Here is a 13,188-nt window from a genome sequence, read left to right on the forward strand (position 1 = left end):
TGGAACTATGAAAAACAACCTACTTTCTCTCCTTATTTTCCTTGTTTGCGCCGTAACTACCCAGTTACTCAGTCAGCGCGTTTGGGCTCAGACAGCTTCGGCCTCTATGACCCTGGAGCAACTAAAAGCCATCAAAGCGATTAAAGTCGCCAACCTCGACAAAGACACTTATTTTAAATCGGGCGGTTTTATTCTGGATCGCTACGAGGAACGTCCTGCTTATGTGTTCACTTATAGCGATGGCATTACACGAAAAATTTACCTCTACAAAGTGTTCACCGCCGAAGACACCAAAGAACTTGGCTTACTGGCGATTTACCAGAACACCAAAACCAATGAGGTAAAACCCTTCGTTATTCCGGGTGCATCGGCCGACCGTAAAGCCTGGGACGCATACATTGATGATCTCAAATACGTTGGTGAAAAAGAACCTGGCTTAATGTCGACGCTAACGTTTGTATTGTCGCGCGAAATGGCCAGCCTGATGTCGGGTGGTGGCGCAAAAACTGAAGAAGGCAGTGGCAAGAAAAAAGAAGAATACAACTTCTGCTTTGCACCCGATGCGCCGGTAACGATGGCCGATGGCTCGTCGAAAAACATTAGCGACTTAGCTGTAGGTGATATTATTCTGGGTTACGATGCGAAAACGAAAACCCTAACGCCAACCCACGTTACACGTGTGGATGCACACCAGAGCACCGAGCCGTCAGGCGATTTCGCGCTGGCTGGCGTATGGCTTTCTTCGGTTAACGAACTCACGGCCGACAATCGCAACGCCTTGACTGCTCCAACTTTAGTGGAAGCAACGGCTAATCACCCCGTACTGACGGCTACTGGTCGTAAGGCATTTGGCGAGGTGAAAGCGGGTGACGTTATGTATCGTTATGATGCAGCGACTAAGAGTGTGATTGCCTATAAAGTTGTACAAACGGAGAAAAGCGTTCGTTCTGTAAAAAGCGTTTATAATTTAATTACCGAGTCTGGCGCTTACTTAATTGGCGAAACAGTCGTTCTGGATAAGTAATCGTACTTCCCGATATACAAAAGCCTGCTTTTATCCTGACGGAATAAAAGCAGGCTTTTGTATATCGTGTCAGTTGTGCATTTGGTGTTAAGCTAAAGTTCAGCTCCTCTACGAGACTAGCCATACATCCTATATCATACATCATACAGCCTAAATATTGTCCCATTCAGGTTTTGCGCGTACTTTTGTTTGATTGAAAACCGTATGCACGCATACTAATTTCGCACTAACAAAATCATGGCCGAAGCCTTCATTTATGATGCCGTCAGAACACCTCGTGGACGAGGTAAAAGCGACGGTTCGCTGCATGATGTGCAGCCCGTTCAACTCCTCACCAGCGTTTTACGCGAACTCCGCGACCGTAATCAGCTCGACACATCGCTTGTCGATGATGTGATTATGGGGTGCGTAACCCCGATTGGCGAACAAGGGGCTGACATTGCTCGTACGGCGGCTCTCGAAGCAGGATATGACGAATCGGTAGCGGGTGTGCAATTGAATCGCTTTTGCTCCTCTGGTCTGGAAGCCATCAACATGGCTGGGGCTTATGTGATGTCTGGGCAGGTTGATGCTATTGTAGCAGGAGGAGTAGAGTCGATGTCGCGGGTGCCGATGGGGTCTGATGGCGGTGCGCTGTTTATGAATCCGCAGATTGTAGCCCGTCATAACATTGTACCACAGGGTATTTCGGCTGATTTAATCGCGACTAAATACGGGTACTCTCGTTCGGATGTAGACAGTTTTGCGGCCGAATCATACCGTAGGGCGGTGGAAGCCCAGGCTGCCAATCGGTTTGCCAGAACGCTTGTACCACTCAAAGATGAAATTGGTGTAACGCTGCTCAACCGCGATGAAGGCGTTCGACCCGGCACAACGACCGAGAGCCTAAGCAAACTCAAACCTGCTTTTGAGAGTCTGGGCCAGATGGGATTAGATTCCCTTGCATTGCTTAAATATGCCCAGTTCGACAAAATCAATCACGTTCACCATGCTGGTAACTCGTCGCAAATTGTTGATGGTGCAGCTGGTGTATTGGTGGGTAATAAGGAATTTGGCGAAAAAACCGGGCTGAAACCGCGCGCCCGGATTAAAGCCTTCGCCATTGTCGGATCCGAACCGACAATCATGTTGACAGGTCCTATTCCGGCCACACGCAAAGTACTCAAACGGGCAGGCATGAGCATTAGCGATATTGATTTGTTCGAAGTCAATGAGGCTTTTGCAGCCATCCCCATGTTGTTTATGGATGAATTTGGTGTAGATCACGGGAAACTGAATGTCAACGGGGGCGCCATTGCCCTCGGCCATCCATTGGGTGCAACAGGAGCCATTATTTCGGCCACACTCATTGATGAACTCGAACGTACCGGCAAGCAATTTGGCCTCTCAACCCTCTGCATTGGGGGCGGCATGGGCATCGCAACTATTTTCGAATTGGTTAATTAAAAATGTATGATGTATGATATAGGATATATGCTGCTTGTTCAAGCTATATCTTATATCATACATCCTATATCATACATCTAATGATCACTTACACTCTCGACCAAGACATAGCCATCATCTCGTGGGAGATGACGTCGGCGCCCATGAACGTCCTTAACGACGAATCCATTCCTCAATTTGAAGCGGCTTTACAACAGGCTTTTGCAGATGATTCGGTGAAAGGGCTGATTATTACCTCGGCCAAACCTGAGTTTGTGGCCGGTGCCGATCTGAAAATGATTCTGCGTAACAACGACAAAGATCCCGCCGAGATGCTAAAAGTTTCGTCGGAGTTGAACCGTATATTTCGCAGCATTGAAACATCGGGGAAGCCAACCGTTGCAGCTATTAACGGAACGGCTCTCGGCGGCGGTTACGAAATCTGCCTGGCCTGCCATCATCGGGTAGCCCTCAATAATCCAAAGACCGTCATTGGTCTGGTTGAAGTCACTATCGGTCTGTTGCCAGGCGCAGGCGGTACTCAGCGATTACCCCGCATGATTGGCATTCAGACCGCCTTACCGCTGATTCTGGAAGGCAAGAAAGTGAGCGTTCAGGAAGCGAAGAGTCTGGGGATGATCGACGATATTGCCGATAGCCCCGCCGAGATGATGGACAAAGCCCGTGCCTGGATAGCCGCTAATCCGAAGCCACTCAAGCCGTGGGATGAGGTAGATCGGAAAACCGGAAAAATTGTTGGTAAGGATAATTTCAAGGTTCCGGGTGGCAACATTCAGAGTGTTGTCGGAGCGCAAACGTTCGGGGCTGGAACGGCGATGCTGATGGATAAAACCAAAGGTAACTACCCCGCTCCGCTCGAAATTATGGCGTGTGTCTACGAAGGCTTGCAGGTCAATATTGATCGGGGTCTCGTTATCGAAGCCAGACACTTTGTGAAAGTAGCGACCTCAAAAGTGGCCAAAAATCTGATCCAGACTATGTTTCTGGGAATGAATGAAGCCAACAAAGGTGCCAGCCGGCCAAAAGATCAACCTAAAACCGACGTGAAGAAACTCGGTATTCTGGGTGCGGGCTTAATGGGTGCGGGCATTGCCTATGTGTCAGCACAGGCGGGTATTGAGGTTGTTCTGAAAGATGTATCGGTCGAAGCAGCCGAAAAAGGAAAAGACTACTCCCGGCAGTTGCTTCAAAAAGGCGTTGAGAGGGGCAAATTTGATCCTGGTAAAGTAGACGGGATTCTTAACCTAATCAAACCAACAGCTACCGCTAAGGATTTGCAGGATTGCGACCTGATTATCGAAGCCGTTTTTGAAAATCGCGAGCTAAAAGCGCAGGTAACGAAAGAAGCCGAGCCCATGCTGGCCACCGATGGATTAAGTGTTTTCGGTTCTAACACTTCTACCCTACCCATCAGCGGGCTGGCGCAGGCATCGGCCAAACCCGAAAACTTTATCGGTATTCACTTCTTCTCTCCCGTCGATAAGATGATGCTGGTAGAGATCATTATGGGCAAACAAACGTCGGATTATGCGCTGGCTGTGGCCATTGATTTTACCCGCAAGATTCGCAAAACGCCTATTGTAGTCAACGACTCGCGCGGATTCTACACCTCGCGCTGTTTTGGCACGTACTCAGCCGAAGGGATGGAATTACTGAAAGACGGCGTGAATCCTATTCTGATTGAAAATGGCGGAAAAGACGCCGGAATGCCAGTTGGTCCATTGGCCGTAACCGACGAGGTAGCGTTGGATTTAGTCTATAAAATTGCGGGACAGGGCATTAAAGATGGAGCCATTCGCGAAGACGACACTAGCTATCAAGTCGCCAAACAATTCGTGGATCTCGGACGATTGGGTAAGAAATCGAAAGCGGGTTTCTACGACTACGCTGAGGACCGAAGTAAGAAACTCTGGCCAGGTTTACAGGATCTCTTTCCCCAGGCGACTCAACAACCCTCACTCGATGAAGTAAAAACGCGCTTGCTCTACCGGCAGGCCATTGAAGCCGTTCGATGTTTTGAGGAGAACGTTGTACGTACAAAACTAGACGCGGACCTCGGCTCTATTCTGGCCTGGGGATTTCCTGCCTACACGGGTGGAGCTTTATCGTTCGTGGATTTCGTTGGCCTCGAAACCTTCATCAACACCTGTGACCGACTCGCTGATACCTACGGCGAACGCTTCCGCCCAACGGAGAAACTGCGGGAACAGGCTAATAAAAAGGAGTTGGCTTAGGGTATTCTTGGTGTGATGTCAGTTTCTTAAAACTGACAGGTGAGGTTTCTCAAAACCTTTATTTCTATTTAAGTAGGTTTTGAGAAACCTTATTTGTCGGATTTAAGAATCCGACACCACGAAGCCTGATAGATGCTCTTTCTGATAACTCACGGGTGTGGTTCCTGTCCACCGACGGAAAGCCCTATTGAAGGCACTTAACTCATTGTATCCTAAGATACACGACACTTCTTTTATGGGATATTGGCCTGCCTGCAGGTAATGTAACGCTAAGGATTTCCGAATTGAATCGGTTAGTTGCTGATACGTCACACCTTCTTCCTGCAACTTTCGTTGCAAACTGCGACTGCTCACATTCAGATTAGACGCAATGGCATCGAGAGTAGGAACGCCCAGATACGCATTGGCCAGGAGGAAATTGTTAATCCGCTCACGTAACGATTTCGCATTGCTGTAAGCTTCATCCAACACGCTTACTTTCCGCAACAACACTGCCTGTAAGTCATAATCAGCGGCCAGAATAGGCTCGTCCCAGTATCGACCGTCGAATTCCATCACATAATCCGTGGCATTCTGAATAGAAGAACAGCGCAATACGCGCTCATATTCAGGCAGGTTTATGGGTTCTATCGGAATTCTCACGGTTGTAGGTTGTATTTTTTGCAGAATAAGACCGTCAGCCTCGTGCAAGGTAAATGCCATAAAAAAGTCCATCATCTGACGAAATATCAGCGGTGACCCGTTCCGGCTCGCGGTAGCAGGAATGAATTGAATGGTGAAGGTTTGTCCGCTACGGTTCACCTCCATCGTTAACACATCTGTAATCAAATGGGAAAAAGCCGCAGCATGGGTCAGTGCCTCGCCAATGGTGCGACTATGCCGAATCAGCTCCCCCACAACACCCAGTGCAGCCACTTGCAATGACTCACCAAAATGAAGGCCGAATAAAGAATCATGGCTTAATTCGGTCGCGTTCAGCCATAGTGCGTTGATTTGTTGCGTTGTCAGGCCAGGGCTCGACTCGCTCTTCAGTTCCGCCAACTCGACTCCCGAAAGGCTACATAATTGCGCCAGATCAGTATTTTTCTGGACAGCATAGGCCAGTAAATTCAATGCCAAGCGTTTCTGATAGTCTTGCATAAGGCAAAGCTACAGAAATAGAGATCGTCGTTTTTCTCCTGGCGTGAAATGGTAATAGGTTGGCGTGTAAAACGTGCTGTCGCGAGTATTTAAACCCCAAACTTCCGAAGGTTATAAACAAAGCTCACCAGAAAGTAGCGCGTTAATACCCGACTTTGTATGTCTTCTACATACGAGTCTCCCGTATTCCGTATTACGCTCCGGTTCTGATTCAGCAAATCGAACGCCTGCACGCGGAATTCGCCCTGTTTTGCTTTCAGAAATTGCCAGGCGAGAGCCGCATTCCAGAGGGTAAACTGCTGATTGTATCCTGCCGCCCTGCCCGTTGTCGCGGTATAAGTCAAATCGCTGGTGAGTACGAAATTGAACGGAAGCTGCCAGTGTAGGTCAGCGGTTGCGTATTGCGACCAGAAAGCGGTATTCTGCTTTGACAAGAGCGAGTACGTGGCCGTCTGGTAACTAACCGTGCCGCTAATGCCGTAATCTAACTTGCCATTATAAGCTGATTGCAACCGAAATCCCTGCCCTAGGATGACATTTCTGGCTTCGTTTGTCTGGTCGTTGATCAGGCTAATGGCCCGACTAAAACTGGCATTCGTTATCAAGCTTATACCCAGTTTGGTTGGCTGAAGCGTTCGGCCGATTGACAGCGATCCATTTGCCGACAAATACCCGCCAGTGTTAATCGGTTGAGTCGTTTGTGCGCCAGCGCTGTTGACAATTGTCGTTGTGCTGATGCGGTTATCGCTCTGATTTAGACTGGCAAACACGAACAGGCTTTTGTTTCCTGTCCCGCTGGAGCCGTTGTAGGTAAGCGTAACAGTATTGTAATATTCTGGCCGAAGCGCAGGATTCCCAAGTCGGATATTGAGCGGGTTGGTGTTGTCCACAACCGGTTGCAACTGCGTTACCGATGGCGGACTCAGCCTTGTTCGGTATTGAATTCGAAGACTACGGTTCCTCGAAAACGTATAATTGAAAAGGGCATTAGGAAGCACATTCAGGTATCGGCGACTCATACTTGTATCGACAGAACGATTATCGACCTCTAATTGAGCCTGTTGTAAATCGAAACCCAGCGCGTAGCTATACCGCAATCGGCGGGTTTGAAGCGTTGTACCCACACGGTGCGTCGCGAAAAGGCTACCAAAATTGTTGCTTAGGCTTGCATTCGGGCGGTCGTATTGGCCTGTTGCTTCATTGGCGTCGACTACATCTCGCTCGGCTCGGTTGCGATTGGTGGCGTAGGCATACCTAACTTCCAACTTTTGAGTGAGTGACAGTGGGTCCGTAAATGAGAATGTCAAGGTATTCTGAAGCGAGTAGCTATCCTGCCGATTACGTTGGTTGAGCCGGGTTGTACTCAGTGGATTTATTCCGGTTGAATCATAAAATAGATTGGTCGACTGGTTGAGTGCATTCGTCAAACCGGTTGTCAGCACTGAATTTAGATTCACAGAAAGCGTTCGTCCTTCCTTACGAAATTTCCGCATGAGCAGCAGATTATTATAGCCGTTGAGTCCATCGCCGGTTGAGCCGTAGCGGGTATCGCCATCGTTGAGCGACTGACCCGTTGGCAAATACGATCGGCTGGTTATTCGACTATCGTAGCCAGTAGTTTGCCAGGAAACGTTTGGTGTTATACGCAGACTTGTGAGTGAATCAAGCTGCCAGTCGAGTCGCCCATTGAAGCGATGGTTTGTCTGGCGATTTTGCGAATAACTATGCAGATCGGTCAGGAACGACCGATCTGGTAGTACATTCTCACGTCGGCTCTGTTGATCGGTAGTGGTGATGGCCTGATTCAAAAAATAACTCGACGATAATTCAGCACGTTTGCCCAGTTTATCCCGGTAATTTAGACCACCCGCTTTTACTTCAATGATGTTCGTAGGCGATTGATTCACTGTGGGTTCTGGGCCGCTCGGCCCACCAACACTCACAGGTCCACCCACGCCACCGCCTAACGTAAAGTTCTGTTGATTAAGGTTATTGGCTTGCCCAATAAGGGAAAGTTGACGACCATTGTTGAAGCGATTCACGTTCAGGCGCCCCTGATAGCGCGCATCAGTACCAACCCCTACTGAATTCTGTCCGAAATAGCCTTTCTGCTTGTTTCGCTTAATCGTGAGATTAATCGTGCGTTCGCGGTTACCGTCGTCGATACCCGAAAACTGCGACTGATCCGACGACTGATCATAGAGTTGGACCTTATCAATAATGTCGGCGGGGAGATTGCGGGTCGCCATCTTGGGATCATTACCGAAAAAGGGTTTTCCATTCACTAATACTCGGCTAACTGCCTGTCCCTGCGCTTTTATCGTACCATCCCGCGCCACTTCTACACCGGGCAATTTGCGAAGCAATTCCTCCACCTGCGCATTGGGTTGGGTTTTAAATGAGTTGGCATTAAACTCCACCGTATCCCCCTTGACTGCAATGGGAGCCCGTTCTTGCTTAACAACCACTTCGTTGAGCGTATTGGCCTGCTCGGTCATTCGCAATACGCCAACATCAACGGGTGTCTCACGCCCAACTGTCACCCAGAAAGAAGCATTTCGATAGCCCAGAAACGTCACCAAAAGTCGGAATCGGCCCGTACCTACATTACGTAGCCGAAACTGACCATCCCCGTTTGTGATCGTGGCATCGATATAAGCTGAATCTTTATCGGTGATTAACGAAACGGAAGCCAGTCGCAGCGGTTTGCCACTCACCGAATCGATCACGGAACCTATGATTTCGGCTTTTCCTGCCACCTTTTGGGCAAGCAAAGGTCTGCTTCCGGCTAATAGCAGGAGGATAAAAAGAGAGAAGAATTTCATGTTGTATTCAGGATATGATAGCGGGCGATCAGGGGCGTTCGCCCATCATCATTTGCTGCTGAAAATCAGCCATGGCCTTCTGGCGGAGGTCGTTTAATTGCTCTGGTGTGACGGTTTGAGCCTCTGTAGAAGGCTGAACATCTTTAGCGCTGATAGCCGACAGATTGACCTTCGTAGCCCGGAATTGCTCACGGCTACTTTCGACCAGCAGTACCACGCCTGCTTCGGGGGTCAGTTCACGAATAGGGGAATAGGTAATCGGTAACTCGGTCGTGAACCAAACGGTGTAGGTTTCTTTTTTGAACGGTACGGTGGCTTTTCGGCAGGTATAGCCCGCGATTTTTTTGGTCTGATCGGTCAGTTGCCAATCCGTTGCGCGTTGAATGGGTGCTTCAGCACGATACGCTTTAGCGTCTTTGTCTTTCCCGACAGTCAGCAACGTAACTGTCTTCTGATTAGTCAGATCAACAAATGTCTTCTCTTCAAATGGAGGGCTAAAATTTGTAGTTCGGGGTACACCACCACCACCACCCGGTCCCATTGCCTGAATGGTAATACCTGGCCGCCCATCCCGACTTTCTTTGACATAATTATTGGCAAACAGAGCATTCTGACCAAAGGTGCGTGTATCGGGAATATCAGTCGGGAAGTTAGGATCGCCGGGTTTGACTTGCTCACCGTTGATGATAATTCGTATGCCAGCTGGGTCTACTTTACGAACAACTTCGTAACTGATTTGCCCCGATGTTTGCGCCAGCATAGGGCGTGCGGCTGCCAGGAGTAGTGAAAGAATGAGGGCTAAAATACTATGCGTTTTCATAGACAATCGCTTATTTGAGTTGACCACTCAAAGGTCAGGCGATGCTTTGTAACGCACTGCTATATAGTGTTAAACAGTGTTAACGGGTGCGCAAAGGCCACTTTGACAACGTAGATTTGTTCATGAACCGGCGCATACGTTCGATTTTCTGGTTAATGACAGCCTGCATTGTGGGCATCAATGCTTTTCAGGGCTATTGGCTCTGGACGACCTACCAGCTCAACCGGGAGCAATTTGCCCATTCGGTTCAGGATGCGCTGTTTCAGGTATTGGAACATCAACAGGTAGCTGCTGCGAAGCAATTGATGAATAAACGACCATCGGGGAGTTCGACAACAGAAGCCCGTATGTCGACAGGTTCGAAGACACAAATTATTGTAAGTCGCTTCGATAAACCAGGTGAATCTTCCCATAGAGGAGAGACCCGAATTTTTATCCAAAGTGACAGCCTGCACGCAACCAAATTGCCCGAGCGACTTGTCGTCACCTACAATGCAGGTCGACCAGCTACGAAATCCGTTTCAGTACGCGCCGATACCCTCGCCCGCCGAATCTCTAAGCTGGTTTTGCTCGATTGGGCAGCTGGCGTTGATGTTAACCTCCACAAATTGACATCGGCCTACGAAAACGAACTTCGCCGACGCGCGATTGACGCCAATTTTAAGCTCGACACACTTACCATCCGATCGCAACAAACTCAGCAGCAATCCAAGAATAATGTTTTTGTCGTTCGTAAGCTATCGACACCTCAGTCCAACAAAAACGACAACATTCTGCGAACAATGCCGGAGCCACTGAATCCCGTCAAAAATCTGTTTGTACAGGCTTCATTTGATACACCAACATTTTACTTACTCCGGCGGATGGGTTGGTTACTAGGCAGTTCTGTATTTTTATTAATCCTGACAACAGGCTGTTTTCTATTTATGCTCGCCACGATTCTGCGCCAGAAGAAACTGTCGGAGGTTAAAAACGACTTCATCAATAATATGACGCACGAGCTGAAAACGCCCATTGCAACGGTGACGGCAGCCATCGAAGCGCTCCAGAATTTCGGTGCGTTGAACGATCCGAAGAAGACCCAGACTTACCTGACTATTTCGCAAAATAACCTGCAACGACTGTCGGATCTGGTCGAAAAAGTATTGAATCTGGCCATCGAAGAAAAGCGCGATCTGGTGTTGCACCCCGAACCCACTAAACTCGCTGATCTGGCCAATGATCTGATTACCAACCATCAACTTCGGGCCACCAAACCACTTCACGTTACGCTACATATACCAACCGAAACCACTGTTTCGGTCGATCACGTCCATTTTAGTAATGCCCTAAATAACCTGATCGACAATGCAATAAATTACTCTTATGATCAGGTTGATATTAGTCTTACGTTTCAGCAGAAGGCCAATGATGGCTGGAAGCTGACCGTAGCCGATAATGGCATAGGTATTCCAAAGGCATATCAGTCTGCGATTTTTGACCGTTTCTTCCGGGTACCAACCGGCGACTTACATCCCGTAAAAGGGTTCGGTTTGGGGCTGGCCTACGTTCAGCAGGTGATCGAGCGACACGGCGGCCGTATCCGTGTGCACAGCGAACCCGGAAAAGGCAGCGAGTTTATTCTAGAATTTTGAGAGATGCCGACCGTTCTACTGATTGAAGATGAACCTGCTCTGGGTATGATCGTTCGCGATAGCCTCGAAGTGCGTGGCTTTACGGTTCTGTACGCCAGCGAAGGCAATGAGGGTCTGGCACTATTTCAACAACATCAGCCCGACATTGTGGTAGCCGACGTCATGATGCCCCAAATGGACGGTTTTACATTGGCAGAACACATTCGTCAGGAGAACGCCGATGTGCCAATTATGTTTCTGACCGCTCGCTCACAAACCGCCGATGTCGTCCGCGGCTTTGAACTGGGCGGCAACGATTACCTCAAAAAACCCTTTAGTCTGGATGAGTTAATCGTTCGAATCAATGCACTACTACGCCGGAAATCAGTTCCTCAAACAACACCCACTCCACTACTGACCATCGGCCGTTATCAATTCGATCCCTCCAAACAAAAACTCCTGCTGGGTGGTCAGGCCGTACTCCTGTCGCACCGGGAAGCCGAACTGCTCCGACGACTTTACGAACAACGCAATCAGGTACTCGAACGCAGTGCCGTGTTAACTGAACTTTGGGGCGACGATTCGTTTTTCAATGGCCGAAGTCTGGATGTGTTCATTACCAAACTTCGGCGACACCTGCGCGACGACGCACAAATTCAGATTATCAACATTCGGGGTATTGGCTATAAGCTGATTGTTTGAAAAGTAGCGCCGACCGTCCCGGTCGGCAGAGAAGTGATTGGCTGCACAACCGACCGGGACGGTCGGCACTACAGTGGCGTCAAATGGTAATTGAGTGGCGGTTGAGGGTAAGAATCAGCCACCAGGTACCCTGTACTTTTGTCAAAAAAACGCCATGGAAACAGTCATAATCGCCCTCCTGCTGGTTCTGAACCAGCCTACATTATCCAATCAGCAATCACATAAACAACCCAACACAACCACTATGGAAACGCAATCAATGCAAGTCGTTCGTAACTTTTTAACCGCTGTTCAACAGGGAGATCAGGCAAAACTAGCGTCTCTTATTCATCCGGCCATTGAATGGAGTCAGCCGGGGAGCAATCGGTTTTCAGGAACCAAAAAATCAAGTACCGAAGTCTTTCAAATGGTGGGCGGTATGTTTCAGGCAACAGACAATAGCCTGGCATTGACCGACATAAAAGTACTCACCGCCAATGGAAACAGCGTAGCCTGCCTGGTTCACTGGAAAGCAGTACAACCCAATGGTGGCATCCTTGATGTCGATAATATTGATGTTTATACCGTAGACAACGGTCAGATTGTGAAGGCGAAAGTGTACTCTGCTGATGTGGCGCAGGAAGATAATTTCTGGCTGAAGTAAAAGATAAAACTCACTGTTTTCTGTCATCTCGACGCAAGGAGAGATCTCAAGGTGACGATGTTAAGATCTCTCCTGACGTCGAGATGACAGAAAATAACAGATGAAGTCCTGAACACCTTCACAGCAACCGAAAACTCATCCGATGATACTTCGTTGGGCCGAATTGACGGATGGCTTCCCGGTGAATGAGCGTTGGATAGCCTACGTTTTGTGCCCAACCGTAAGCCGGGAACTCCAGCCCAAGTTGCGTCATTAAATCATCCCGATATGTTTTGGCCAGAACTGACGCTGCTGCGATAGACAAATAATGTGCATCGCCTTTAATGATGCAGGTGTGCGGAATCATCGGGTATGGCACAAACCGATTACCATCCACTAATAGATGTTCTGGCCTGATTATCAAGGCATCTACCGCCCGGTGCATTGCCAGAAAGCTAGCTTTCAGAATATTGATTTTATCAATATCAGTATGTGACACTTCGGCTACAGCCCAAGCCAGGGCATCTCGTTCTATATCTTTTTTCAGTACTTCCCGCTGCCGATGCGATAACTGTTTCGAATCATTAAGGATCGGATGTGTGTAGTTTTTCGGAAGGATAACCGCAGCCGCCACCACTGGGCCTGCCAGACAGCCTCGGCCTACTTCGTCTAAACCGGCTTCAATTGCGTCAGCGTTGTAATATGATTTCAACATAATTACTTCTGGCTTTGTGTTTCAGGTCCAATGTTTCAGGTTTCAAA

The 13,188-nt window shown here is 48.6% G+C and carries 10 protein-coding genes; 6 read left to right on the plus strand and 4 right to left on the minus strand.

From position 1 onward, the window contains the following. The first annotated feature begins 7 nt into the window (after positions 1 to 7). The 3 genes from GO755_RS05500 (at position 8) to GO755_RS05510 (ending at position 4,704) form a co-directional block, all read left to right on the plus strand. Positions 8 to 1,024 (plus strand): Hint domain-containing protein, encoded by a 1,017-nt coding sequence (locus GO755_RS05500; RefSeq protein WP_157583736.1) that lies wholly within the window; start codon positions 8 to 10, stop codon positions 1,022 to 1,024. Between the two features lie 237 nt (positions 1,025 to 1,261). After that, entirely contained in the window at positions 1,262 to 2,470 is a 1,209-nt protein-coding gene (locus tag GO755_RS05505) for an acetyl-CoA C-acetyltransferase (RefSeq protein WP_157583737.1), read from the plus strand. 80 nt (positions 2,471 to 2,550) lie between these two features. After that, positions 2,551 to 4,704, plus strand: coding sequence for a 3-hydroxyacyl-CoA dehydrogenase NAD-binding domain-containing protein (locus GO755_RS05510; protein ID WP_157583738.1), 2,154 nt, complete (start codon positions 2,551 to 2,553; stop codon positions 4,702 to 4,704). Between the two features lie 102 nt (positions 4,705 to 4,806). Here the strand turns inward: GO755_RS05510 and GO755_RS05515 are convergent, their stop codons facing one another. The 3 genes from GO755_RS05515 to GO755_RS05525 form a co-directional block, all read right to left on the minus strand. Continuing rightward, the gene (locus tag GO755_RS05515; RefSeq protein ID WP_157583739.1) at positions 4,807 to 5,844 is read right to left on the minus strand and encodes a helix-turn-helix domain-containing protein; all 1,038 of its coding nucleotides are present in this window, start codon (positions 5,842 to 5,844) and stop codon (positions 4,807 to 4,809) included. Between the two features lie 89 nt (positions 5,845 to 5,933). Continuing rightward, positions 5,934 to 8,669 (minus strand): TonB-dependent receptor, encoded by a 2,736-nt coding sequence (locus tag GO755_RS05520; protein ID WP_157583740.1) that lies wholly within the window; start codon positions 8,667 to 8,669, stop codon positions 5,934 to 5,936. A 28-nt stretch (positions 8,670 to 8,697) separates the two neighbouring features. Beyond that, complete coding sequence (locus GO755_RS05525; protein ID WP_157583741.1) at positions 8,698 to 9,489, minus strand: GLPGLI family protein; 792 nt, start codon at positions 9,487 to 9,489, stop codon at positions 8,698 to 8,700. A gap of 122 nt (positions 9,490 to 9,611) precedes the next feature. On the opposite strand from GO755_RS05525, the gene GO755_RS05530 reads away from it, so the two are divergent. The 3 genes from GO755_RS05530 to GO755_RS05540 all read left to right on the plus strand — a co-directional run bounded on the left by GO755_RS05530 (position 9,612) and on the right by GO755_RS05540 (position 12,447). Beyond that, positions 9,612 to 11,123 (plus strand): sensor histidine kinase, encoded by a 1,512-nt coding sequence (locus GO755_RS05530; protein WP_157583742.1) that lies wholly within the window; start codon positions 9,612 to 9,614, stop codon positions 11,121 to 11,123. Positions 11,124 to 11,126: 3 nt separating this feature from the next. After that, positions 11,127 to 11,804 carry a response regulator transcription factor gene (locus tag GO755_RS05535; protein ID WP_157583743.1) on the plus strand — a complete coding sequence of 226 codons (678 nt, stop codon included), beginning with the start codon at positions 11,127 to 11,129 and terminating at the stop codon, positions 11,802 to 11,804. 154 nt (positions 11,805 to 11,958) lie between these two features. Continuing rightward, positions 11,959 to 12,447 (plus strand): nuclear transport factor 2 family protein, encoded by a 489-nt coding sequence (locus tag GO755_RS05540; RefSeq protein ID WP_227686867.1) that lies wholly within the window; start codon positions 11,959 to 11,961, stop codon positions 12,445 to 12,447. A gap of 118 nt (positions 12,448 to 12,565) precedes the next feature. Here GO755_RS05540 and GO755_RS05545 read toward each other — a convergent pair whose 3' ends face one another. Next, complete coding sequence (locus tag GO755_RS05545) at positions 12,566 to 13,141, minus strand: ribonuclease HII (protein ID WP_157583744.1); 576 nt, start codon at positions 13,139 to 13,141, stop codon at positions 12,566 to 12,568. Positions 13,142 to 13,188: the final 47 nt, after the last annotated feature.

This window comes from Spirosoma arboris, assembly GCF_009754945.1.
Classification (GTDB): Bacteria; Bacteroidota; Bacteroidia; order Cytophagales; family Spirosomataceae; genus Spirosoma; species Spirosoma arboris.